The organism is Sorangium sp. So ce590, from assembly GCF_051521365.1.
Lineage (GTDB): Bacteria > Myxococcota_A > Polyangia > Polyangiales > Polyangiaceae > Sorangium.
In genome coordinates this window covers 1,204,565-1,230,396 of record NZ_CP150346.1, presented here as the reverse complement: position 1 = coordinate 1,230,396, position 25,832 = coordinate 1,204,565, and the positions used below count along the sequence as shown (strand labels likewise).

The 25,832-nt window shown below is 73.9% G+C and carries 8 protein-coding genes and 1 pseudogene; 4 read left to right on the top strand and 5 right to left on the bottom strand.

Features of this window, described 5'->3' with window-relative positions; genetic code table 11:
- Positions 1–69: 69 nt before the first annotated feature.
- From WMF28_RS04500 to WMF28_RS04490, 3 genes are read right to left on the bottom strand one after another with little or no spacing between them, the layout of a single operon-like run.
- Positions 70–7,902: a beta-ketoacyl synthase N-terminal-like domain-containing protein gene (locus tag WMF28_RS04500; protein ID WP_437600800.1), complete on the bottom strand. Its 7,833-nt coding sequence runs from the start codon at positions 7,900–7,902 to the stop codon at positions 70–72.
- An 11-nt stretch (positions 7,903–7,913) separates the two neighbouring features.
- Entirely contained in the window at positions 7,914–15,650 is a 7,737-nt protein-coding gene (locus WMF28_RS04495) for an SDR family NAD(P)-dependent oxidoreductase (protein ID WP_437600799.1), read from the bottom strand.
- A gap of 27 nt (positions 15,651–15,677) precedes the next feature.
- Positions 15,678–17,327, bottom strand: a complete 1,650-nt coding sequence (locus WMF28_RS04490; RefSeq protein ID WP_437600798.1) for a PfaD family polyunsaturated fatty acid/polyketide biosynthesis protein — start codon at positions 17,325–17,327, stop codon at positions 15,678–15,680.
- Between the two features lie 626 nt (positions 17,328–17,953).
- On the opposite strand from WMF28_RS04490, the gene WMF28_RS04485 reads away from it, so the two are divergent.
- The 4 genes and pseudogenes from WMF28_RS04485 to WMF28_RS04470 all read left to right on the top strand — a co-directional run bounded on the left by WMF28_RS04485 (position 17,954) and on the right by WMF28_RS04470 (position 23,369).
- Positions 17,954–20,518 (top strand): ATP-binding protein, encoded by a 2,565-nt coding sequence (locus tag WMF28_RS04485; protein ID WP_437600797.1) that lies wholly within the window; start codon positions 17,954–17,956, stop codon positions 20,516–20,518.
- Between the two features lie 269 nt (positions 20,519–20,787).
- A pseudogene (locus tag WMF28_RS04480) lies at positions 20,788–21,591 on the top strand (hypothetical protein); the annotation flags it as partial.
- A 145-nt stretch (positions 21,592–21,736) separates the two neighbouring features.
- Positions 21,737–22,048, top strand: coding sequence for an STAS domain-containing protein (locus WMF28_RS04475; protein WP_437600796.1), 312 nt, complete (start codon positions 21,737–21,739; stop codon positions 22,046–22,048).
- Between the two features lie 151 nt (positions 22,049–22,199).
- Positions 22,200–23,369 (top strand): hypothetical protein, encoded by a 1,170-nt coding sequence (locus tag WMF28_RS04470; protein ID WP_437600795.1) that lies wholly within the window; start codon positions 22,200–22,202, stop codon positions 23,367–23,369.
- A gap of 30 nt (positions 23,370–23,399) precedes the next feature.
- On the opposite strand, the gene WMF28_RS04465 is transcribed toward WMF28_RS04470, so the two are convergent.
- Positions 23,400–24,746 (bottom strand): MBL fold metallo-hydrolase, encoded by a 1,347-nt coding sequence (locus WMF28_RS04465; RefSeq protein WP_437600794.1) that lies wholly within the window; start codon positions 24,744–24,746, stop codon positions 23,400–23,402.
- 145 nt (positions 24,747–24,891) lie between these two features.
- A complete protein-coding gene (locus WMF28_RS04460; RefSeq protein ID WP_437600793.1) occupies positions 24,892–25,710 on the bottom strand; it encodes a transglutaminase domain-containing protein in 819 nt (272 codons plus the stop codon).
- Between the last annotated feature and the right edge of the window lie 122 nt (positions 25,711–25,832).

Below are 25,832 nucleotides of genomic sequence, written 5' to 3'. Positions count from 1 at the left end.
CAGCGCCGGCCACCGTCGCGGCGGCGTTCGGAGAAGAGAGGGGGTGGGCGCGGGGAGAGCCGCCCCGGCTCACCCCGCGAGCCGCCTGCCGAGGAGCCGCGCCGCGAGCGTCCGCAGCCAGTCCGCCCGCCGCGCGTCGGGGGGAACGAGCCGCCCCGTGCGCCCAGCCTCCAGGATCGCGGCCGTCTCGGGCGTCGGGTCGGCGCACGCCTCCAGCACCCGGAAGACGGTCGCGTCCTCGTGCGCGACGCCCGCCTCCGCCACCCAGGCGTCCACCGAGGCCGCGAACGCCGGGTCGCCGGGGAACGGCTGCTCGACCTCGTTGCTCGGGCCGAGCCCGTTGATGCCGCTGATCACGAGGTCCTTGCGGTCCTTGTAGGTCAGCCCCGCGAGCTCCTCGGGGAGCAGCGGGCGGCCGATCCAGATGTCCTGCACGCCCATGCCCAGCGGGAACTCGAGCCGCGTCTCGAGCGGCTCCGGCGGCAGCGCGCCCGAGAAGCGCACCGGCACCACCGGGACGCCCACCGCGAGCGCCATGTCGATGAACGCGCCGCTCATCTTGCGCACCGGCGTGCGGCACTCGAGCGACCGCGTGCCCTCGACGTGCACCATCACCCCCTTGCCGGAGCCCTGCATCTCGGCCCCGAGCTCCGCGATGATGCCCCCGAGCGACGCCTTGTCCTCGCGATCGAAGTACGTGATCACCTTCGGATCGCGCGCGCCCGGGTACGCAAAGCAGTGCGCGAGCATCGTGCCGAGCCACGTCGCCCGGTGCTCGGCCTTGGCCAGCGTGACCGTGGAGACCCCCGTGAGGCCCGAGACGGCGATGCCGAAGAGCAGCGACTCCACGGCGACCTGGTGGTTGCCGACGTAGAGCAGGCTCCGGCCCTTCACGGCGCGGAACGCCGCGGGGTCGGCGATGTGCACCCGGCGGATGAACCGCTCGATGAGGCCGAAGTACAGGTCCTCCGCGGGCCACCGGCCGAGGCCCATGGCCGCGCCCCAGTAGCGGCGCACAGGCTCGATGTCGATCACCGGCGGGCCGGCGTCGCGGACAACGACCTCGGAGCCCTCGCGCGCCACATCGAACGGCCAGCGCGTCAGCGGCTGCGCCGAGGAGACGCCGGCGAGGGAGACCGTCGACGGGTGCACGCCGGCGCGCCGCGCGACGTGATCCTTCACGGCCGCCGCCTCGACGAGATCGCCCGACGCGGCGTACAGGTGCGCCACCGTGCCCGGCATCCAGTCCATCGTGCGCACGTCGGCCGGACCGCAGCGCGCCTCGCCCGACGCCGCGTCGACGCGCGAGACGCCGAGGTCGACCGGGGCGCGGTCGCGCAGGAACGCCCGGCGGATCCCGGGCGGCGCGCCGCCGACAGACCCCTGCGGGATCAGCACCTCGACGAGGCGGAGCTCCAGCCAGACGCGCTCCCCGGCGGCCGTGCCGGCCCCCGCGATGGCCTGCACCCGGAACGAGACGAAGCGATCCTCGCGGCCCTCGTAGCGCACCTCGATGCGCACGGGCGCGTCGGGCGACGGCCCGAACAGGCGGAGCGACGGGATGCGCGACGGGAACGCGATGTGGGCGGGAGGGCTCTCCGGATCCCACAGGAACAGCCGGTCGTGCGGGATGGCGTGGGTCAGCGCGTCGAGCATGCCCTGGTGCAGCGCCCCGGGAGGCACCGAGCCCTTGCCGGGATCGAGCACCGCCGAGGCGCCGCGCGCGCCGAGCCGCAGCGAGGTCAGGTACCGGAACGCCGGGCCGTGGAACAGCGTGCCCACCGCGTACGGATCGTCGGCCTCCGGCGCGTCGAGCGCCGGCTCCAGCGCGGGGGCGGGCGGGTACGCGCCGGCCACCCGCACGCGGCCGGTGCACACCGGCTCGAACCGCGAGAGCGCCGGGTTCGAGGCCTCGCGCCACGCGAGGAGCCGCACGTCGAGGACATCGCCGGAGCCGGTGGCCTCGGCCTTGACGCGCACCGGCCCCGGCACGGGCAGCCAGCGGAGCACAACAACGTCCTCCACGGCCACGACCACGCTCCCCGGGCGCGCCCGCAAAGCGGCGCCGGCCAGCCGGTCGACCATGCTCATGCCGGGGAGCGCCGGGAGCGTCCAGGTGGGGCAGTGGTCCGCCACCCAGCCGGCCGGATCCAGCACCTCCTCGGCGTCCTCGGCCTCCGGCGACGGGGCGGCCCGCCCCGCGGGCTGCTGCTGGAGGCGAGGGCCCTGGCCCCGGAGCACGGCGCCGGGGAGCGAGGCGAGGTGGCGCGCGTTCCCGCGGACGTCGAAGCCGACGTCGCGCCGCGCGCGGGGCGGCGGAGCGCCGTCGACGATCCGCACGCCGAGCGTCGCGCCGTAGATGCGGAGGCCGTCCACCCACAGGTAGGACTCGGCGATGACGAAGGGCCCGCGGTCGTCGCGGCCGACCTCGAGGATGTCGGTCTCGACCGTCACCCGCCGGCTGCTCGGCAGCACCTGGCCGCGGTAGCGCCAGGAGTGCTCGTGCCCCGTCATCACCGGCTCGAACCGCGGATCGGCGAGGCCCGCGTGGAGGTCGTGGTGCAGCATCCAGAACTGGATCGTCTGCAGCATCGCCTCGATGCCGAGCGAGCCGGGTTGCACCGGATCGCCCAGGAAATGGGCCTTGAAGAACCACTCCGAGGCCTGGACGTCCCGCTGCGCGCGCAGCCGGCCGAGCCCCTTCCGGCCGCCGGTTTGCCACAGGCCATCGACGCGGTCGATCATCAGCAGCGACGGCCGCGCGAGCCCGAGCTTGTCCCCGCAGTAACGCGCGGGGCGCTCGCGGAGATCGACCTCGAAATCGGACGGCGCCTCCAGCGCGGCGAGCTCCTCGGGCTTCGGCGGGATGCCGATCTGCGTCGCGAGCGCGGCCTTCGGGAAGAAGCCGAACACCGTGTCGAGGTCGTACACCGGGGCGCCGCCGAGGCTGCACTCGACCCGGAACGCCAGGATGATCATGCCGCCCGACCGCGAGAGGTTCGTGAGCCGCGACGTCGTGCGCAGCGCGCCGCCGGCCGCGGCCGGCAGGACCTCGCCGCGCAGCGTGCCCTTGCCGTCGAGGTTGCGGAAGTACAGCGCGCCCTCGCTCGAGAGCGCGCAGCCGGCGTAGCTCGCGAGCCAGCCGCACGTCTGGAGCGCGGCCTCGAGCACCACCGCGAACGGCATGGTGAGGCTCGCGTTCTCGTCGAAGTACCAGGCGTCCTCCGGGACGTCGTACTCGACCTCGACCTTCGCGCCGGCCTTCATCGCGGCCATGGGGCTCGAGACCGAGAGGACCCGGCTCATGAAGTGGTACGGCGGCCCCGGGAGCCGGGCGACGTGCCGGCCCTCGTCGAACCTGCGGTAGAGCGGGCCGAAGGCGTCCGACGGCCTGCCCCAGGCGCACGAGAGCAGGCTCCGATAGTCGAACGGGAAGCCGCCGGCGTGCGCGTCGTCAGAGCCGGCGCCGTCGGGCGGCGGCGCGCCGAGCTTGGACCCGGGGACCCGCGCGACCGGCTTCGGCTCGACGTGGCCGTCGAGGAGCTCGGGGGAGCTCGAGAGCGGCCAGTCCGGGCTCAGGCGCAGGCCCACGCGGCGGGCATGGAACGCCTTGAGGCCGTCGACCGTGCACAGGAAGTCGGCGAACACCGTCGGGTGCGGGCCGTCGTGGACCTCCTCGATGAACACCTCGTACGTGAGCTGCCGGCTCGTCGGGACGACCTGGCCGCGGCAGCGGAGCAGGTAGGGGATCTCCGGCACCGGCTCGAAGCGGAAGCCGTCCGCGTCTACCGTGAAGCCCATCGCCGCCATGGCGAACGCGAGCGCCTGCAGGCAGCCCTCGAACATGAGCGTGCCCGGCATGCACGGGTCGTCCTTGAAGTGGCCCTCGAAGTACCAGCCGTCCTTCGTGATCGGCAGCGTGGCCCTGAGATAACCGCGCTTCCACGGGCCGCCCGCGGGATCGAACACGTCGACGCGCTCGAAGAACAGCATGGGCGGCGCGCTGATCCGCGGCGTCCTGACGTGGGTGCGCAGGCGCTCGAAGCCGGGGCCGAACGCCGCCGCGCCGTCGCCGGCCGCGAACGAGACGAGGTCGGCCCGGTCGAACGCGGACTTCTGGCAGGCGATCCGCGGCGGATCGAGGCGGGCGGTCGCCGCGTGCTCGGCGGTGTCCGCGTCCCAGAGGACGCCGCCGGAGCTCGCGAGCTCCTCGTCGGTGAAGAAGCCGGCCTGGCCCTTGCGCGTCTTCAGCCGCAGCTCGCCGCCGATGCGACAGTCGTAGTGGAAGAAGAACAGGCGGACGTCGCCGTGCTTCGCGTGCCCGTCGACGTGGATATCGTAGACGAGCGTATCGCCCGGGCGCGGCAGGCCGCCGTAGAAGGTGAGCTCGCAGCCGAGCAGCCGGTAGACGCGCTCGCCCTTGTTCTCGAAGTCGGCGCCGAGCCAGCTGATGAGCAGCAGGTCGGCCTGGCCGCTCTCGATCATGATGCCGGCCGGCATCGCGCCGTCGTGCAGGTACCAGGAGTCCCACCGGACGTCGGTCTCGGTCCACATCGTGCCGAGCTTCATCGAGCCGGGCTCGGCGTCGATCCCGGTGACCCGGTCGGCGAGGAGCAGCGGCGGCATCGGCATGCGCACCTGGCGGCGATAGCCGTCCTGCCGGGCGAAGAGCGGGCCGAACACGTCGGAGATCCGGCCCGAGGCGAGGCGCTCGAGCTGCTCGCGGCTGAACCGGGGGCCCCGCGGCGCGAGGGCAGCCGCGGCGGGGCGCGGCGAAGGCGGCGGCGCGGCGGCGGGGCGCGACGGCTCGGCGCGGGTCGGGCGCGGCGTCTCCACCGGCCGCGGCGGCGGTTGCGGCGCAGCGGTGGGGCGCGGCGATTCAACGGGGCGCAGCGCCTCGATCGGCCGCGGCGACTCGACCCGGATCGGGCGCGGCGACTCGACGGGGCGCGGCGACTCGGCGCCGACCGGGGCGACGCGGGAGACCTGCGCCGAGGGCGTCGCATGCACCACCGCGGCCGCGCCCGACGAGGCCTGGACGAGCGAGTCCAGCGCGCGCTGCCGCATCTGCAGGAACCGGCGGTGGACCTGGGCCTGCTGCTCTGCCCACTCCCTGTGGATCCGCGCCAGCTGAACGGTGAACGCCGCCGCACCGACGATCACGTCGCCCGGGATGTCCACGGCTCCAGCCTCGACGAGCGCCGGCGCGACCGGCAGCGGCTCGTTCGGGAGGTACACGGCCGCGGCCTCGACGAGCGCCGGCGCGAGCGGCGACGGCTCGATCGGGAGGTCGGCGGCAGGGGCCCCGACGAGCTCCGGCCCGACCGGCCGCGGCTCGTCCCAGGACGGCGGAGGCGGCGCGTCGGCGGCAGAGAAGCCCGTGGGCCCGGGGTACAGCGGCGGCAGGTCGTCGAGAGCGGACGGCAGAGGCGGCGCAGGTTCCATGGAGTCTCCAGGGGATGAGCAGGAGGCCGCGCCGGGTACGACGATCGCCGGCGGGTGGGCGGGGAGCGTGAGCACCGGGCCCTCCGCCGATCGTGGCGGCGGGAGCGGCGCGGCCGGACCGCCGGCCCCGATGCGGACCGAGAGCGAGCCCCCGCCGAGGCCGGCGCAGCGGACCTCGGCGACGCGGACGTCGTCGGTCCACGGCGTTCCGTCGGGCTTCCGGGCATGACGGCAGGCGAGCACCGCGGCGGCGACATGCAGCAGGCCGGAGGCGGCGTGCGCATGGCCGAACCGCGGCGCGAGATCCGTGGCCGACAGCACGAGCCCGGGGTCGGCCGGCTCGTCCACGACCACGGCCAGGACCGGGTGCCGCTGTCGAACGGCGTCGTCGAGGCGCTCGAGCACGAGCACGACCGCGGCGTCGCCGGGAGGCAGGTGAACGCCGAGCGCCTCGAGCGCGGCCACGTGGGCGGGCTCGCACGAGAGGTCCACGGCGCCGACGATCGCGGCGTCCACGGTGCCGGCGCGCAGGGCGCGGGACGCGACGCGCAGCGCCCAGGGCCCGGAGAGCTCCTCGGCCGCGATCGTGAACGACGGTCCGCCGACGTCGAGCTGGCTGTTCAGCCGGTTCGCCGGGATGTTCGGCATGTTCCCGACGACACCCGCCGCCTGGAGGGCAGGGATGATCGAATCCCGCAGCGCGCCGACGTCGACCGACGGACCGAGCCGCGCCGGCGCCGTCTCGGCGACCCGCCAGCGCGTCATGTACCGGCACACCTCGGTGTCGGCGCCCATGCCGATGAGCACGGCGGTGCGGTCGCGCGGCAGCGCGAGCCCCTCGGTCGCCTCGATCGCTGCCTCGAGCAGCAGCGTCTGCTGGGCGAGCGCCTGCTGCAGATCGCGCGGCGGGAACCGGAGGCGGTCCGCGGGCAGCGCGACGGTCGCGCGGCGAGGATCCGCGCCGCCGCCCGAGAGGAGCGGCTCGGCGAACGCCCGGACGCCGCGGAGCTCACCGACGCACAGGCCCATCGCCACAACGGCCAGGTGACCCGCCGGGGCGGGGGGCGCGGCCGGGGCGGGGCGCGACGCGGCCGGGTGCGACGCGGCGTGCGTGGCGTGGGCGGCGCGCCCCTTCGGCGAGGCGGGCTCGTACGCCTCCACGAGGAGGTGGGCGTTGTTCCCGCCGAACCCGAACGCCGACAGGCCCGCGAGCCGCCGGCCCTCCCACGGCTCGGCCCGCTGCAGCACCCGGAACGGGCTCGCGGCCACCGCGTCGCTCAGCGGATCGGCGTGCAACGTGGGCGGGCGGACCCCCGCCGCCATGGCGCCGAGCAGCTTGAGGAGCCCGGCCGCGCCGGCGGTCGTGACGAGGTGACCGAGGTTCGACTTGAGCGAGCCGAGCGGGACCTCGCGGGGGCCGAACACCTCGGTGAGGGTCGCGATCTCGGTCGCGTCGCCGAGGGGGGTGCCCGTCGCGTGGCACTCGAGGAGCGAGACCTCGCCGGGATCGAGGTCGGCCATGGCGTACGCGGCCCGCATCGCGCGCAGCTGCCCCTCGACCGCCGGCGCGAGCAGGCCGCGGCCGCGGCCGTCGTTCGACAGGCCGATCCCGCGGATCACGCCCAGGATGGGCCTGCGCGCAGCCTCCGCGTCGGCCAGGCGCTCGAGGACCACGAACGCCGCGCCCTCCGCCGGGACCAGGCCGTCGGCCTCCGACGAGAACGGGCGGCTGCGCCCGGTGCGGCTCATGGCCGACAGCGCGCAGAACCCGATGTGGATGAAGAGATCGTCCGACCGGCACACCGCGCCGGCGAGCATCCGGTCGGCCTCGCGGTCCTGCAGGCGCTCGCAGGCGAGCGCGATCGCGTAGAGCGACGACGCGCACGCGGCGTCGAGCGCGAACGCCCCGGCCCCCAGGCCGAGCGCGTCGGCGAGCAGGTGGGCAGGCAGCCCAGACATGAACCGGTTGCGCGGATCGGGCCGCGCGACGCCGGCGAGATCGCCGAGCCACGTCGACTCGCACCACGCCGACATCGCCGACGAGGGGAACGAGAGGTTCCCGACCACCGCGCCCGCGCGGTCGGACCGGCCCTCGTGGCCGGCCTCGCGCAGCGCCTCGCGGCCCGCGTAGAGCACCCACTGGAAGAGCGGGTCGAGCGCGAGCAGGGACTCGGGCGGACCGCTGCGCCGCGGGAACGGGTCCCCGGCCAGCACGCGGCGGAAGTGCTCGTCGAACCCGGTGACGTAGCCGCCGCGGTCGCTCCACGCGCGGTCCTTCACGTCGCGCACGTCGCGCGCGCCGCCGGCGAGCGCGCGCTCGCGCGACAGGCGCCAGCGGCCGTCGGGGGCGCCGGACACGAGGTCCCTGCCGGCGAGCACGTTGTCCCAGAGGGCCGCGGGGTGGAGCGCGCCCGGCAGGACGCACCCGCGGCCGACGATGGCGATGGGCTCGAACACGGTTGCCTCGATCACGCCTGGCCGCGCGCCGTGTCGGGGCGGAGGACGTACTGCACGTCGCGCAGCTCGGCGACGAGCGTGCCCTCGTTGTCGACGAACGCGATATCCGCCTTGGTGCGGTCGCGGGCCACGATCTGCCCGCGCACCACCGCGCGCAGCGGGCCGTCGGACGGCCCCTCGGCGAACGTGTGCAGCGCGCCCACGGACATCGGGAGCGCGGCGCCGCCGAGCACGTGCTGCGTCCACAGCGTCGCGAGCTGCAGCCCGCCGTCGAGCGCCGCCGGGTCGGTCTTCCACGGCTGGGACACCCAGCCGGCCTCGCGCAGGCCCACGACCGTCCCCACGATCCCGTCGCGGCTCACGCCGTCGAGCTGCCGGATCACCTGGAAGTCGCGGCCGTGGAAGAGCGTGCGGCCGTCGTACAGGTCGCCGCCGGAGGGCCACGGGCCGAGCTCCGGCAGGGCCGGGCCCTTCGGGGCCACACGCCCCTCGGCCTGCCCCATCTCGATGGTCGCCGCGTAATGCAGCGCCCCCTGGGGCCCGCGCAGCTCGGCCGCGAGCACCGCGCCTTGGCCGTTGCTCACCTCGCGGCAGTCGACGCGGAACACCTCGCCGCCCGACTCGTACGCCGCGAGCTTGATCCCGCGCAGCACCCGCACGTCGCGGAGCTCGGTCACGACGAGATCCGGCCGGCACGCGCGCGCGGCGCGGGCGAACCACTCGAGGGCGATCACCACCGGCACGACGGGCACGCCGTTGATGGCGTGATCGCCGAGGTAGGGGTGCGTCGCGCGGTCGGCGCGGACGGCCAGCGCGACCCTCCGGCCATGCTCGGGGGCCGCGAGCGTCGCCGGCTCGGCGCCGAGCACGAGCTCGACCGCGCCGGGCGAAGCGGAGCCCGGCCCGCTCGCGCCGCGGTCGCCCGAGCCGTCGCAGAGCTCGTCGAGCAGCATCTTCGCGCCGGCGGCGAGCGGGATGAGCGGCACGCCGAGCTGCGCGAAGTGCGCCTCGAGCGCCGCGTTCACCATGCCGCCCTGCCAGGGCCCCCAGCCGAGCGACTTCACGCGGCAGCCCGGGCGGCGGGCGGCCTCGGCGGCGGCGACCTTGTTCAGGACCTCGTTCGCCATCGCGTAGTCGCACTGCCCCTTGTTGCCGGTGCGCGCCGCGATCGAGCTGAAGAGGACGATCGCCTTGAGCGGGTCGCCCGAGGTCGCGCCGAGCAGGGCCCGGAGGCCGTCGACCTTCGTGCTGAACACGCGGTCGAACTGCTCGACCGTCTTCTCGGCGACGAGCTTGTCGGCGAGCACGCCCGCGCCGTGGACGATCGCGGTGACCGGGCCGAGGGCGCGGCGCACCTGGTCGAGCGCCGCGGCCACGGCGCGCGCGTCGTTCACGTCGGCGGGGACGTAGAGGGCCTCGCCGCCGGCCGCGCGGATCGCGTCGAGCGTCGCGCGGACCTCGCGGTTGGCGAGGATCTTCGCGACCTGGCGGCCGATCTCCGCCGGCGTCGCCTTCTGGCCCGCGGAGGACGCGGCCTTGACGAGCGCCGCCTTGAGCGCGGCCTCGCCGTCGGCGCCGCGGCACGCGACCGGGTCGTCCTCGAGCGCGGTGCGGCCGAGCAGCGCGAACCTCGCGCGGCTGGCCCTGGCGAGCGCGATCAGCGTCGCCGCGGTGACGCCGCGGGCGCCGCCGCTCGCCACGACCACGTCGGACGGCCCGAGCGGGAGCGGCCCGGGCTGCGCGTCCTGCCGGACGCTGCGCGGCGTGGTGCGCCGGCCGTCCGCGCGCAGGCCGATCTCGAGCTCGACGCCGCCGGACAGGAGCTCCGCGACGATGGCGTCGGCGAGCTCGGCGGCGGGCCGGCCGTCGCGCTCGATGTCGATCGCGCGGCAGGACGCCTCGGGCCACTCCATCGCCGCGGTCTTCACGAGGCCTGGCAGTCCGCCCACCCAGGCGCGGTCCGAGCCGGCGACGCCGAAGTCGCCGCCGGTGTCCTGGACCGTGACGAACAGGGCCGGCTTCGCCGCGATCGCCTGGGCCGCGAGGAACGCCTCGCGGTGGACGGCGAGCGCCTCGTCGGCCGTGGCGAGGTCGCGGAGGCCGCCGAGGAACACGGCGCCGCGGGCGCCGCGGGGCACGGCGGCGGCGTGCTCGGCGGCGATCCCGCGGGCCGCGAGGGCGGCGACGAGCGCGGGGCCGAGCGTGTCGTGGCCGGTCACCACGACGGTGCCGGCGTCGAAGAGGCCGGGCATCGCCAGGCCGGCGGCGGGCGCCGGCGCCTCGACGAGCGTCCACCGGCCGAGCTGCGCGACGGGCGGCGCCTCGGCGGGCGTCGCCGGGGCGTCGCCGGCGGCGGAGCCGAGGCTCGCGCGGAGGTGGTCGACCACCTGGCCGAGCGTGCGCAGCTGCGCCAGCGCCGAGGCGTCGACCTCCGACAGCCCCGGCGTGCGATCCCGCACCGCCGACAGGATCTCCACCCGCTTGATGCTGTCGATCCCGAGATCGCTCTCCAGCTCCATCTGCAGCCCGAGCATCTCGGCCGGGTAGCCCGTCGTCTCGGCGACCACCGCCATCACGATCCGCTCGACCTCGGCCGCTGCGGGCGCCGCGGCGGAAGCTCCGGCCGGCGCGGCTGCGGGCGCCGCGGCGGAAGCTCCGGCCGGCGCGGCTGCGGGCAGCGAGGCACGGAGGTGGTCGACCACCTGGCCGAGCGTGCGCAGCTGCGCCAGCGCCGAGGCGTCGACCTCCGACAGCCCCGGCGTGCGATCCCGCACCGCCGACAGGATCTCCACCCGCTTGATGCTGTCGATCCCGAGATCGCTCTCCAGCTCCATCTGCAGCCCGAGCATCTCGGCCGGGTAGCCTGTCGTCTCGGCGACGACCGCCATCACGATCCGCTCGACGTCGGACGCCGCGGGCGCCGCAGCGGCGGGAGCGACGGCCGGCGTGGCCGCAGGCGCCGCGGCGGGGGCGGCGACAGCCGGCCTGGCGGCGGCCGCCGGCGCGGGTGCGGGCAGCGAGGCGCGGAGGTGGTCGACCACCTGGCCGAGCGTGCGCAGCTGCGCCAGCGCCGAGGCGTCGACCTCCGACAGCCCGGGCGTGCGATCCCGCACCGCCGACAGGATCTCCACCCGCTTGATGCTGTCGATCCCGAGATCGCTCTCCAGCTCCATCTGCAGCCCGAGCATCTCGGCCGGGTAGCCCGTCGTCTCGGCGACCACCGCCATCACGATCCGCTCGACCTCGGCCGCTGCGGGCGCCGCAGCGCCGGCGGATGCCGTTGCCGAGACGGGAGCGCCGGCATCCGGCCTGGCGCCGGTCGCTGTCGTCCCGGCGGGCAGCGAGGCGCGGAGGTGGTCGACCACCTGGCCGAGCGTGCGCAGCTGCGCCAGCGCCGAGGCGTCGACCTCCGACAGCCCCGGCGTGCGATCCCGCACCGCCGACAGGATCTCCACCCGCTTGATGCTGTCGATCCCGAGATCGCTCTCCAGCTCCATCTGCAGCCCGAGCATCTCGGCCGGGTAGCCCGTCGTCTCGGCGACCACCGCCATCACGATCCGCTCGACGTCGGACGCCGCGGGCGCCGCAGCGCCAGCCGGCGCTGCGGCTGCGGGCGCCGTTGCGGCGGCGGGAGCAGCCACAGCCGGCCTGGCGCCGGCCGCCGGTGCGGCGGCGGGCATCGAAGCGCGGAGGTGGTCGACGACCTGCCCGAGCGTGCGCAGCTGCGCCAGCGCCGAGGCGTCGACCTCCGACAGCCCGGGCGTCCGGTCCCGGACCGAGGACAGGATCTCCACCCGCTTGATGCTGTCGATCCCGAGATCGCTCTCCAGCTCCATCTGCAGCCCGAGCATGGAGACGGGGTATCCCGTCTTGTCGGCGACCACCTCGAGGACCATCCGCTCGATATCGACGCCCGGCGCGGCGGCAACGGCCGCCTGCGTCGCCGCGGCGGGCGCAGCAGGCGTCGCGACCGCCGCCTTCGCTGCCACGGCCGGCGCCGCGGGCGCGGGCGTCGCGACTGCCGCCTTCGCTGCCACGGCCGGCGCCGCCGGCGTCGCGACCGCCGCCTTCGCTGCCACGGCCGGCGCCGCGGGCGTCGCGACCGCCGCCTTCGCTGCCACGGCCGGCGCCGCGGTCAGCGCCGCGTGATGCTGCCCGCCGGTGCCGTTCAGGCCGTCGTGGATCGCGCTGCCTCTGCCCCCGCCGTTGTGCAGGGCCTGCGCCGCTGCGGGCCCCAGCGCCGCCTCCGAGACCGGCCCTCGATGCACCGGCGCGAGGAGCGCGGGCGCAGGCCACGCCTCGGGCGCCGCCGTGGCAGCGACCGGGTACGAAGCGCCGGTCGCGAGCGCGGCGAGCCCTGCGAAGGAGGCCTCGGCCGCCTGCAGGAAGGCGATGTGGGTCTCGGCCATCGTGCGCTGGTACACGCTGTGGGCTTCTGCCGTGGCGCGCTGCGCCTCCTGGTAAGCGGCGAGCCACGACGCGCTCGCCACGGGCACCGACGCGCTCACGGCCGGCCGCGATGCGCTCACGGCCGGCGCCGACGCGCTCACTGCCGGCGCCGACGTGCTCACGATCCTCGGTCCCGGCGCGCTCACTGCCGGCGCCGACGCGCTCACTGCGGGCGCCGACGCGCTCCCTGCCGGCACCGACACGCGCACCACCGCGGCCGACGCGCTCACTGCGGGCTCTGGCGCGCGCACCACCGCGACCGACGCGCGCACTGCGGGCTCCGGCGCGCGCACCACCGCGGCCGACGTGCTCACCACCGGCCCCGACGCGCGCACCACCGGCACCGGCGCGCTCACTGCGGGCACCGACGCGCGCACCACCGGCCCCGACGCGCTCCCCGCCGGCGCCGACGCGCTCGCTGCCGCCCGCGCCGTCTCTTGCGCCGGCCGCCCCGCGCTCGCCTTCGGCAGCTCCTTCGCCCCGCCCTGCGGCGGGTACGGCTTGCCGTAGTTGCTGCCGTTGATCGGCAGCGCCAGCTTCGGCTTCGGCAGCGCCCGCGGGTCCACCGGCGCCGCGAACCCGTCCCAGAGGACCCGCGCGTCCAGCGGCACCCCGGCCACCGCGAGCCGCGCCACCGCCTCGAACAGGCTCGTCACGCCGTGCTTGCCCTTGCGGTCGAGCGCCACCGCGCGGTGCGGCCGCCCGCTCAGTATGTCGCCGACGAGGTTCGTGAGCACCGAGCCCGGCCCGACCTCCACGAACGTGCGCACCCCGGCCGCGTACATCCGCTCGATCTCCTCCACGAACCGCACCGGCTCGGCGAGCTGCCGCGCCAGCCGATCGCGCACCGCGTCGCCGTCGCCCGGGTAGGGCTCGACCTCCGCGTTGCTGTACACGGGCGCCCCCGGCGCCTGCACCGCGATGCCCGCCAGGAACTCGCGGAACGGCGCGCTCGCCTCCGCCACGAGCGGCGAGTGGAACGCCGCGGCCACGTCGAGGCGCCGCGCCTGGATCCCCATGCCCGAGAGCCGCTTCTCCGCCGCCTCGATCGCCGCGACCGAGCCCGACAGGACCACCTGCTTCGGGCCGTTGTGGTTCGCGACAACCACGTCGCCGAGGTCGATCGCCCGCACCTCGTCGATCGCCCGCGGCACCGCGATCATCGCGCCCCGCTCGGACGACGCCGCGCCCATCAGCTCGCCGCGCCGCCGGGCGACGCGCAGGAGGTCCGCCGCGGACAGCGCGCCGGCCGCGTGCAGCGCCGAGATCTCGCCGAAGCTGTGGCCCGCGAGCGCGTCCGCCCGCACCCCGAGCGCCCCGAGCAGCGCGAGGTGCGCGAGGCTCGTCGCGCCGATCGCGGGCTGCGCCCACCGCGTCTCGCGGAGCCGCGCCTCCTGCGCCGCGCGGTCCTCGTCCGAGAACACAGGCCGCGGGAACACCACCTCGTGCAGCGGCGCGTCCGCGATCGACACGCCCGCCGCCGCGTCCCAGGCCTCGCGGGCCGCGTCGAACGTCATCAGCACGTCGGCGCCCATCGCGAGGTACTGGCTCCCCTGCCCCGGGAACAGGAACGCCACCTGCCCCGGCGCCTCCCCGCTCGCGTAGTGCACGAGCGGCGCGGCGAGCGCCTGCTCGGGCTTCGCCCCGAGGTGCGCCGCGACCTGCTCCAGCTTCTTCCGGAGATCCGCCTCGTCCGTCACGCACAGCCCGAGCCGCGCGGGCCGCGACGCGTCGAACGAGAGCGCCGACTCCCGCGCCAGGAAGCGCAGGCTCTCGGGCGTCTCCGCCGCCTTCGCCAGCGCCCGGACGCGGTCCGCGAGCGCCGCCGGCGTGTCCGCCGACAAGAGGACGAGCTCCGCCGGCGCCGACCGCACCCGCCACGCCCGCGGCGCCGGGCCCGTGTACTCCTCCAGCGCCACGTGGAAGTTCGAGCCGCCGAAGCCGAACGAGCTCACCGACGCCCGCCGCGGGTGATCGCCCGCGCGGATCCACGGCCGCGCCTCGGTGTTGAGATAGAAAGGAGTCTTTTCGATCTCGAGCTTGGGGTTCGGCTTGTCGACCTTGATGGTCGGCGGCAGCACCTTGTGGTGCAGCGCCATGATCGCCTTGAACAGGCCCGCCGCGCCGGCGGCCGCCTTTGTGTGGCCGATCTGCGACTTCACGCTGCCGAGCGCGCACCACTGCCGATCGGCGCGCCCCGACTCGTCGAACATCGCGCGCAGGCCCTCGAACTCGGCCGCGTCGCCGGCCTTCGTCCCGGTGCCGTGGGCCTCCACGAGCTCCACGGTCTCGGCGCCGTACCCGGCGGCGGCGTAGGTCCGGCGCAGCGCCTTGGCCTGCCCTTCCGGCACCGGCGCGTACACGCTCTTGCTCCGCCCGTCCGAGGACGAGCCGATCCCGCGGATCACCGCGTACACCCGGTCCCCGTCGCGCTCGGCGTCGTCGAGCCGCTTGAGCGCCACCATCCCGATGCCCTCGCCGAGCAGCGTGCCGTCGGACTTGTCCGAGAACGGGCGGCAGTCGCCCGACTTCGACAGGGCCGGCGTCTTGCTGAAGCACATGTACATGAAGGCGTCGTTCATCGTGTCGCAGCCGCCCGCGATCACGAGATCGGACTGGCCGAGCGCGAGCTCGTTGATCGCCATCGACATCGCCGACAGCGACGACGCGCACGCCGCGTCGGTCACGCAGTTCGTCCCGCCGAGGTCGAGCCGGTTCGCGATGCGCCCGGCCACGACGTTGCCGAGCAGGCCCGGAAAGCTGGACTCCTGCCAGGGCACGTAGCTGCCCGCGATCCTGTCGCAGGCGCGCTTCACCTCGTCCTCCGGATACCCGAGGTCCCGGAGCGCCCTCGCCCAGACCGGCCGCTGGATCCGGCTCACCATCGAGGCGAGGAGCTCCTGCGCCGAGGTGACGCCGAGGATCACGCTCATCCGCTCGCGGCTCATCGACTCGAACTGCCCCTGCGCCGCGTCCTCCAGCACCCGCTTCGCCACGATCAGCGCGAGCAGCTGCGTCGTGTCCGTGGCCGGCACGATCGAGGGCGGGACGCCCCACTCGAGCGGATCGAACGGCACGTCCCTCAGGAAGGCGCCGCGCTTCGCGTACGTCTTGTCCGGGGCGGACGGATCGGGATCGTAGTAGTCCTCGATCAGCCAGTGGGTGCTCGGGACGTCCGTGATGAGGTCGGTTCCAGCGAGGATGTCGCGCCAGAAGCCGTGAGCGTCGAGCGAGCCCGGGAAGATGGCGCTCACGCCGACGACAGCGATGGGCGGAATACGCGAGGACGAAGGGTGCATGACGGACCTCAGCAGGTGATCAGGCGCTCAGTCGAGCGGGCGAGGAGTGAAGTGGAAGGCGGCGCTCGGCACGGGGACGCCGTATGTCCGGAGCTGCTGCGCGCGCGTGACGACGGCCGCGCCCTCGAGCAGGTTGCGCGCGACCTGGACCACGGTGCGGCGCGCTGGGTCCTCGAGGAACGACCCCTTGACCCAGCGGTTGAAGGCGCCCATGGCCGGGCCACACCAGATCTGGAAATCGGCGCGGCGCTTCGGGTCCCCGGCGATCGCCCACTTGCTGGACATGCCGAGATACCAGCGGAAGATCAGCGCCATCTTGTGCTTCGGCTCGCGGGCGGCGCGCTCGAGCTCGGCCGGGTCGCGCTCCGCGAAGAACCGCTCGCAGCCCGCCCACACCTCGTCGCACGACATCTGGAACTGCTCTCGCTCGATGCGCGCGCGCACGTCGGCGGGCAGCGACGCGATGGAGTCGTGGGCGACGTACAGGTCGTAGAGCCGCTGCGCGCGGACCCCGAACATCGTGCCGCGCTTGAGCACCTGGACCTGCACGCCGAGCTCGAACATGTCGGCGGCCGGCGTCATGACCACATCCGGGAGGTCGGCCTGGGCGAGCATCTTCTTGCCCTCGTCGGACAGGCCCGACTCGATGCATGCCTGGTTGACCGAGCCCGTGAGCACGTACGCGGCCCCGAGCGCGAACGCGGCGGCGATCGTGGACGGCGTGGAGAGGCCGCCGGCGGCGCCGACGCGGATCGGGCGCTGATACCCGTGCTTCGCCGCGAGCTCGTCGCGGACACCGAGGATCACCGGGAACAGCGCGACAAGGGGCCGGTTGTCGGTGTGCCCCCCCGAGTCGGCCTCCACGGTGATGTCCTCGGCGACCGGGAGGCTGCGCGCGAGCTCCGCCTCCTCCCGGGTGAGCCATCCGTTCCGAACGCACGTATCGAGGATCTCGGCCGGCGCGGGCGACAGGAAGCGCGCTGCGACCTCCGGGCGCGAGATCTTCGCGAACAGGTGGTTCTGCCGGTCGATCCGGCCGTCTGGCAGGCGCCTTATGCCGCTGTAGGCGAAGCGCACGACCATCGGGTTCAGGCCCATGTAGGCCGCGGCCTCGGCCCGGCGGACTCCCTTTCTCAGGTAGAGCTCCACCGTGTCGCTCTCCAGCCGCGGCTGGTTCGGAGCATGGATGAGGTTGCACCCCCAGGTGGGACCTTCCGTCCCGAGCGCAGCGATGATTTCATCGACGGCCTGTTCGATCCGGTGCAGCCCGAGGCCGGCGGCGCCGAAGAACCCCATCATCCCTGCCCTGGCCATCGCGATCGTGAGCCGCGTGGTGTGGATACCGTTCGCCATCGCGCCGGCCACGTAGGGGAAGCGCAGGCGATGGACCTCGAGGAAGGAGCGGTCCCCGAGCCACTCCGGGTAGAGCGCCGGGAGCGTGCCGAGGAGCGGAAACGTGGGGACCCCGTTGACCTGATCTTCGCCGATGAGCGCGCCGCCGCGCGACACGCCGACGCGCCCCTCCGGCATCTCCCGCACCACGTGCACCGGCTCGCGCACGCAGGAGATGGCCTCCCTCAGATCGGTCGACGTGAACGCGGGGAGCCACGGTCCGCTGCGCCAGATACCGATCGGCTGGAGGCCCGCGCTGCGGAGGGCCTGCGGTTCCTTAATCATGCTGAGCTGCCTCCAAATGACAAGCAGCCCCTCTGTAACATCCGTCGTCTCGGCCCCGCGGTAATGGTTCGGTCACGGAACGCCGATCACGCCGGATCCCCGGATCGGGCCGTGAAAGCGCTTTCCCTCGGCTTTTGCGCGCTCCGCGCCGTCGTGACGCGCCGCGGCTCCGCTCCCGCGGGCGGCTGAACGAGCCCTGTGCAGGAGAGGAGCGAAGGCGCTTGCTTTTTCCGCGCCCCGGTGGATCCGAGACTGGACCCTTCTCTCCTGCCCCCAGCGACGAGCTCGGGCGACGCAAGCCAAAGACTGATACCACGGCGGAGCCGCCGCGTGAACCTGCGCCGGCTCAAGGCGGATAGATGGTAGAGGACACGCGCTCTGGCCGGCACCGCCGGCCATGACGGGTGTCTTCGACAAGACCGCAGCCGGCGCGCTTCCGCCGGGTCTCGACGAGAGCGACGAAAGGATTCATCCAGGGCACATGAGGGAGGATATGGAGCGGCAGAGCCGGCGCGCTCGCTCGCTCGATCTCCCCAACCAACCGCTCGTGCTCGGCGCCTGGGTTCCTGCGCGGTCAAGCTTTGAGGTCGCTCGCGCTCGTCCTATGCTCCCGCGACAATAGAACGATGCGACGTCGCTACCGCCTCTCTGCCAAGATCAGCAAGCTCCTCCAGGCCAGTCGAGCTCGCGCCAGACAGGCACGGACGTCCAGGGCGGCGCCGGCGGGCGAGGGGGACGAGGCGCCGACCGGCGCTGCCGGCAGCGCCGCGCGGGAGACCCTCGAGCAGCAGCAGGCGGTGCTCAAGTACGTCATCGCCAACGTCCCCCACGCCATCTTCTGGAAAGATCGCCAGGGCAGGTTTCTTGGAGGAAATCAGAACTTCCTCAACGACACGAACACGAAGGTCCTGGAGAACCTCGTCGGCAAGACCGACTTCGATGTCTGGGGAGCGCATGACGCGGAGTCCTTCGTGCGCGTCGACCGGGAGGTCATGGAGCGCGGCACGCCGTCCCTCGACATTGAGGAGCCGCTGCGCCGCCCGGACGGCGAGCGGCGGGTCCTGCTCACCAGCAAGGTGCCCATCCGCGACGAGCGCGGCGAGGTGACCGGGCTCCTCGGGATCTACGCCGACATCACCGAGCGCAAGCGGATGGAGACAGAGCTCCAGAAGGCCAAGGAGGCCGCCGACGCCGCCGCCCGCGCCAAGGGGGAGTTCCTCACGGTGATGAGCCACGAGCTCCGGACGCCGCTCTCGCTCATCCTCGGTCCGCTCGATTCGCTCCTGTCCAGCCAGGACGAGCCGCTGTCGCCGCGGGTGCGGGCGGATCTGGAGCGCATCCAGCGCAGCGGGCGGCGGCTCCGCCGGCTTGTCGACGACGTCCTCGATTACCAGAAGATCGAGGCCTGCAAGATGCAGGTCGACTGGGAGGCGGTCGACGTGAAAGACCTCGTCGCGGACATGGTGGACGAGACGCGCCCCGCGGCGGAGCGCGGCGGAGTGCGGCTGTCGCTCGGGGTGGATCCGGCGCTGCAGACGGTCCCCCTCGACCGGCGCAAGTTCGAGAAGATCGCGCTCAACCTGCTGGGCAATGCGCTGAAGTTCACCCCGCCGGGCGGCAGGGTCGCGGTCGGCCTGCGGGCGGCGGACGGCGAGTTCGAGCTGTCGGTCGAGGACACCGGTCCTGGCATCCCGCCGGACCAGAGACACCTGCTCTTTCAGCGGTTCCAGCAGATCGACGCGTCGGCGACGCGCAAGCACGAGGGGACGGGGATCGGCCTGTCGCTGGCCAGGGAGCTCACCGAGCTCATGGGGGGCACGCTCGGCGTGGAGAGCGAGCCCGGGGTCGGCTCCCGCTTCTTCGTGCGCCTCCCGCGGGCGGCGGACGGCGTGATGGCGTCGCGGGCGCCTCGCGCGGCGGAGCCGCCGAGGCCGGCGGGGGCGCCCCGCTCCGCGGACAACCTCGCCGCGCCCGCGCCGCGGGTCGCGGGGGCGATCCGCGAAGGCGGCCTCGCGAAGGCGCAGGCGTCGCGCGTGCTCGTCGCGGAGGACAACCCGGACATGGCGTCTTACCTGGAAGGCATCCTGTCGGCCGAGCACGAGGTCGTGCTGGCGACGAACGGCCGGGAAGCGCTCGAGTCGATAAGGACGACGAGGCCCGATGTCATCGTGTCGGACGTGATGATGCCCGAGATGGACGGCTTCGAGCTCGTCCGGCGGCTCAAGGGGGATCCCGAGCTCCGCGACATCCCGGTCCTCCTGCTCACGGCGAGGGCGAGCCGCGCGGAGGCCGTGGGCGGGCTCGAGGTCGGCGCCGACGAGTACATGAGCAAGCCGTTCGACCCGCTGGAGCTCAGGGCGCGGGTGCGCGCGGCCGAGCGGCTGCACCGCGCCTATCTGGAGCTCGCCGCGAAGAACCGCGAGCTCGCGGCCGCGCTCGAGCGGCTCTCGGAGGCGCAGGAGGAGCTCCTCCAGGCGGGCAAGATGGCGGCGATAGGCACGCTGGTCGCGGGGCTGTCGCACGAGATGAACAACCCCGTCTCGGTCGTCCTGATGAACGCGCAGCTCCTGCTCAGGCGGCACCGGAAGGGGCACGGCCTGCCCGACGAGGCCGCGATCCTGAAGGCGCTCTGCACCATCGAGCGGCAGGCGAACCGCTGCTCGGAGCTCGTGACGGCGCTGCTCGAGTACGCGCGCGGCAAGCCGATCGGCCGGCAACCGTGCGACGTGCGCGAGGCGCTCCGCCGCGCGGTCGACCTCTCCACGCCGCGGGCGCGCGAGCGCAGAGTAGAGCTCCAGGCGAACGGCACCGCGCCGGCGCTGCCCGCGGTGCTCGCCAACACATCGCAGCTCGAGTCGGCCCTGCTCAACGTGATCGGCAACGCCCTCGACGCCAGCCGTCGAGGCGGCGCCGTCGTCGTCGGGGCTCGCCCGCTCCCGCGCGGGGAAATCCACGGTGTGGAGATCGACGTGCGCGACACCGGCTGCGGCATCCGCGCCGAGGACCTGGGCCGCATCTTCGAGCCGTTCTTCACGACGAAGCCGCCCGGACAAGGGACCGGGCTCGGGCTGGCGCTGACGCACCGGTTCATCGAGGAGCACCAGGGCAGCATCCGTATCGAGAGCGCGATCGGCCAAGGCACGACGGTGCGCATGTGGCTGCCCGCTCTACAGGCGGAGAGGGCGGGCTGAGGGAGCGCCCGGCACGCGGCGCAGGACGCCTGTGCGGCGCGAGGGGCGCCCGCCGCGGCCCTGGCTGCACACGCCTCTACGATTCACATCAGCTCTCGTCGTTCATTGTCTTCATGTCCCTTGACAGATCCGCCCTCTCTACGAATCGACCGTAGAGCCAGAGAAGGCACCGGCCAGCGCGCGCCCGTGGACAATGGGTAGACAAACAGGCGCCCCGAGTCGACACCGACGGCCGGCGTAGGCAAAGAGAATCCTGTTGCAACCTTGAAATGAGCTACGTACCGTCTCGGGCTGAAAGGCATCTCCGCGCGCCTGTCCGCGCTCCCCCGGGGAGCTTCCGACGGCGTCCGGCCATGCCGCTTTCTTCGTGCGCCGCCTCGATGATGGCGGATCTGCTCTCGGGGGCCCTGACCGCGCCGCTCGATTTCGGCGATCACGACACGGCGCAGGGCGACCTCGAGCAGCTCCGGTCGAACCGCGCGCTGACCGGCGCCGTCGCGTGGGGCAGCGACGCCGCCGAGCCCGTCGCCAGGGTCGGAAGGCTCCCAGAGGGCCTGTCGGTCTTCACCACGCGCGGCGCCGAGAACCAGGTCCTCGAGCACGAGCTACGCGTCGCCCGCCCGGTCGTGCGCGACGACGGGCGGCGCCTCGGGACGCTCGTCCTCGTCTTCTCCCTCGCCCCCGAGAACGCCGCGTTCGCCGCGGCGCGCCGCGATATCCTCGAATACGCGGGGCTCGTCGGCGCGATGACCGCCATCCTGCTCCTCGGGTTCGCCCGGTGGCAGATCGTGCGCCCGCTCTCGCGGCTCGTCGACGCGGCGCTGGCGATCCTGTGCGTCGTCGACATGACCGAGATGCGGCTCACCGCGCACAACGCCGCCCTCGCCCGCGCGCTCGGTTGCACCGACGAGGAGCTCGCGACGCGCGGCATCGAGGCGCTCGCGGCCCGGATTCATCCGGACGACCTCGCCGGGCTCGCCGCGCGCGCCGAGCAGCTGAAGGCGGCGCGAGACGGCAAGGTCGTCGAGGCCGAGCTGCGGGCGCGCGGCCGCGGGGAGGGCGAGCGGCTCTTCGCCGTCCGCGCCGAGGTCTTCGCGCGGGGCGCGGACGGCGCCGCGCGCGAAGACCTCGGCGTGGGACGAGCTCATCGCGGCGCAGCAGGACACGATACGGGAGCTCGTCACGCCGCTCCTGCCGATCGCCGAGGGCGTCCTCGTCATGCCGCTCATCGGCTTCTTCGACAGCGCGCGGGCGAGCCGGATCATCGAGACGCTGCTCCAGGGCGTCGCGAGGCACTCGGCCCGCATCGCGATCATCGATATCACCGGCGTCAAGGCGGTCGACGTGTCGGTCGCCGAGATGCTGGTGCAGGCCGCGCGCGCGGCCGGGTTGCTCGGCGCCGACGTCGTGCTCACCGGCATCCGGCCCGCGATCGCGCGGACGCTGATCGGGCTCGACATCGACCTGCGGGGCCTGGTCACGGAGGGGACCTTGCAAGGCGGCATCGCGTATGCGCTGAAGCGCCGATGACGGCAGTCCCCCTCCAGAGCGCGGCGCCATCCCCCGCGGGCGAGCGCGGGCAGCGGCAGCGCGGGGCCCGGCCCCCGCGTACGCGCCGGGGGAGCGCTCGTACGAGCTTGGATGAAGGATGGGATGCGCCCCTGTGTGGTAGCCTCGGCGCATGACCAGCGCGAGCGCGACGCTGCCAGTCCCGGTCGCGGCGCCGCGCCGAGAGGGCTTTCGGGCCCGCCTCATCGAGTTCCTGCTCGTGGGGGGCGCGACGCTCGCGCTCTTTCCGCTCGCGTGGCTGCTCCGCAGGGCCGTCGGGCTCGACGCGTCGGAGCTCGCGCTCGGCTTCTTGACGTTCCACGCCGCGACCGTGATCAACGATCCTCACTTCGCGGTCACGTACCTCCTGTTCTACAAGGACGCGCGGCGCCGCGCGTTCGGCGGCGCGCTCGCCCCGGCGCAGCGGGCCCGCTACATCGTCGCCGGGCTCCTCGTCCCGCTCGCGCTGCTCGCGTGGGCGACCTGCGCGCTCGCGACCGGCTCCGCGCGGACGATGGGCTTCATGATCCAGCTCATGTTTCTCCTGGTGGGATGGCACTATGTGAAGCAGGGGTTCGGCGTCCTGACGGTGCTGTCGGCGCGGCGCGGGTTCCGGTTCAGCCCGCTGGAGCGCAAGGTGGTCCTCGCGCACTGCTTCGCGGCCTGGGCCTATGCGTGGGCGAGCCCGGCCGATCCGGGCAGGGAGCTCGAGGAGAAAGGCGTGATCTACACGTCGCTCGCGCACCCGCCGGCCCTCGAGCCCGTCACCCGCGCGGCGTTCGCGCTGAGCGTGCTCGCGCTGCTCTGGGTGCTCGCGCGAAGGTGGCGAGCGGAGAGGCGGCTACCGCCGCTCGGGCCGCTCTCGGGGTTCCTCATCACGGTGTGGCTCTGGACCGTGTACTCGAGCCTCGACCGGCTCATGATGTACGTGATCCCGGCGCTGCACTCCATCCAGTATCTGTACTTCGTCTGGCTCCTGAAGCGGAACGAGGCGCGCGACGCCGAGGGTCCGCCGCTGTTCGGGAGGCCGACCGGCCTGCGCCTCGGCCTCCTGGCCGCGTCCGCCGTCGGCCTCGGATGGGTCGTGTTCCGCGGCGCGCCCGCGCTCCTCGACGGCGCGCTGGTGCTGGGCGCGAGCGACGATGAGACGCTGGCCGGCCTGGGCCCGACGCCGTACTTCGCGGCCGCCTACGTGTTCGTGAACATTCACCACTACTTCATGGATAACGTGATCTGGCGCCGGGAGAACCCCGACACACGGTATCTGCTGCGCCAGGACGCTCAGGGGAGCGCGAGCGGCTGAACGGGGAGCTCGCGCTCCCCCGGGCCCGCTTCACGCCCATCTCTTCAGGACCGCCCCCGCCGCACGCGCGGCGAGCCAGACGGCGGACGCTGCTGCGCCGAGCGCGCTCGTCGCGACCACGGAAGCGCGGACCAGCGCTGGGGCCACCTTCTCCGGCCGGTAATCGGGCAGGTACGGGCGGACGGCGCGCGGCAGCACCCACGCCTCGCTCCCCGGGCCCTCGCCGCTGATCGCGCGCATCGCGCGGGCGAGGCGGGTGCGGGGCCGCGTGCGGCTCTGCACCCACGGGATGAACCGGGCGAGCGGCAAGTTGCCAGGCGCCTGCCGCTCCATCCAGGCGAGCGTGCGCCGCAGCTCGGCCGCCGTCGCGGGAGCGCCGCCGTCGCCCTCGAAGCGGTGCCACTCGCCATGGCCGGGCAGGAGCCACGCGAAGCCGAGGTGGCCCGCCTCCGCCAGGGCGACAAGGCGGCGCACGGAGCCGCTCTGGCGCTCCCAGTCGTCCCAGCACTGGAGCCGGAACGCCACGATCTGGCCGAGGCGGCGCGAATAGGCGAGGTGGTCGCCGGTGAACAGGAAGCGGCCGCGGTAGAGCAGGCACATCGATCCCGCGGTGTGGCCGGGCTGGGAGAGCACGGCGAGCTCGGCGCCGGCGAGCTCGGCGTCGGTGAGCGGCGCGCCCTCGAGGGTCATGGGCTCGGGGCGATCGGGGAGCTGGATCTCCACGTCGGTGGTGATCGCGCTGTACTCGCCGCCGCTCGCGCTCACGTCCGCGAAGCCGAGGATGCGGCGACAGCCGGGGAAGCGGGCCGCGAACTCGGCGTGATGCGCGGTGTGGTCACGGTGGGTGAGGAAGATCCACCGCACGCCGCCGTGCTCCTCGAGGAAACGGAAGATGGCCTCGTTCGGCTTGGGCAGGTCGACGAGCACGTTGCCGCCGGGGCGCTCGATGAAGTAGGTCGTGGCGCCGATGTTTCCGGTCGAGGGATGACCGAGGGCCCAGACGTCCTCCTCGACGCGGCGCGGCCAGGTGCTGAAGGGGGCGCCGAGCGCGCCGGGGCGAGGGCGCGCGGCGGGCGGCTTGAGGCGCAGGGCGTGGACCGGGCAGGCGGCCACCGCCGTGCGCGCCGCCTCGAGATCGGCCTGGCTCCGCGGCTGGCGCAGGATGCCCGTGAACGACCCCTCGTCGTAGGTGCCCTCCAGCACGGCGGGGCCGCGGCGCTTCACGTCGCCGTCCATGGCTCCCCAGTGCGCGGGCTCGACCTCGCCCAGGAGCTCAGGCGCGAAGTTCCTGCAAACGCCTGCGCCGCAGCAGGCACGCGTGACGTGCAGTCGTCCCCAGTCTTCCCCGTCGATGCCGTCCGTCAGTGCATTGTCCATGGCAGCGCAGACTACCACGCTGCCCCCGAACCGGCATACGCGCCGTCGGCCTCACCGGCGATGCTTCATCACATCCGCGTGGTCCGGACGCCTTCACTCCGCCGCCGTACCTCCCTGTCGTCCATGCTGTACATACCCGGCAGGATCAGGCGAGCGAGCCGACGATCTCATCCGTCCATACGCGGAAGCTCTTCAATGTATTCTCGCCGAAGGTCGTGGTGATCGCCACGTCGGCGGCGTCGCGCCCGCGGGCGATCAGCACGCGCCCGATGCGAGGCACGTTGTTGCGCGCGTCGAACGTATGCCACTCGCCGCCGAGATAGGCCTCGAACCAGCCGGAGAAGTCCATCGGCCCGTGGGGCGGAGGCACGCCGATGTCGCCCAGGTAGCCCGTGCAATACCGGGCCGGAATGTTCATGCAACGGCAGAGCGCGATCGCGAGGTGCGCGAAATCTCGACAGACGCCCTTTCGATCGTTGAACACCTCCCACGCCGTCTTTGTGGGGCTCGCGAACTCGTACCCGAAGGCGATGTGCCGGTGAACGAAATCGCAGATGGCCTGCACGCGGCCCCAGCCGGTGGCCGACTGGCCGAACAGGCCCCATGCCGCCTCTGACAGGCGATCCGTCTCGCAGTACCGGCTGCCCAGCAGGAACACCAGCGTCTCCTCCGGCAGCGCATCGACCGGGTGCTGCGCGGCCGATGTCACGATGCGGTCCGGCGCGCCCGTGTCGTTCACCACCGCGTCGGCGGAGACCCTCAGCTGCCCCGCCGGCGCGACGATCCGGCTGCACCAGTTGCCGAACGCGTCCCGGTAGGACCGGACCGGGATCGGCGGATTGGTGATCATATGATCGGGCCGCACCAGATCCGACACGCGCGAGTAGTGGATACTGAGCGTCAGGATCACCGGCGTGGGTTGTGGGAATTCGTAGACCAGCTCGTAACCTACGCGGATCTGCATCCGTGCACCTCGAGGTGATCGCGCGGCTCACGTCACGAGCAGGCCACCCTGGCCTCGCGGCGCGCGCCGCGTGCTCGCCGTGTGACGACGCCGAGAGCACCAGAAGCCCGAGCGCGATAGAT

Coding starts and splice junctions, on each gene's coding strand:
- WMF28_RS04495 (WP_437600799.1), bottom strand. CDS start 15,650: ATGCACCCTTCGTCCTCGCGTATTCCGCCCATCGCTGTCGTCGGCGTG.
- WMF28_RS04485 (WP_437600797.1), top strand. CDS start 17,954: ATGCGACGTCGCTACCGCCTCTCTGCCAAGATCAGCAAGCTCCTCCAG.
- WMF28_RS04460 (WP_437600793.1), bottom strand. CDS start 25,710: ATGCAGATCCGCGTAGGTTACGAGCTGGTCTACGAATTCCCACAACCC.
- WMF28_RS04470 (WP_437600795.1), top strand. CDS start 22,200: ATGACCAGCGCGAGCGCGACGCTGCCAGTCCCGGTCGCGGCGCCGCGC.
- WMF28_RS04465 (WP_437600794.1), bottom strand. CDS start 24,746: ATGGACAATGCACTGACGGACGGCATCGACGGGGAAGACTGGGGACGA.
- WMF28_RS04475 (WP_437600796.1), top strand. CDS start 21,737: ATGCCGCTCATCGGCTTCTTCGACAGCGCGCGGGCGAGCCGGATCATC.
- WMF28_RS04490 (WP_437600798.1), bottom strand. CDS start 17,327: ATGATTAAGGAACCGCAGGCCCTCCGCAGCGCGGGCCTCCAGCCGATC.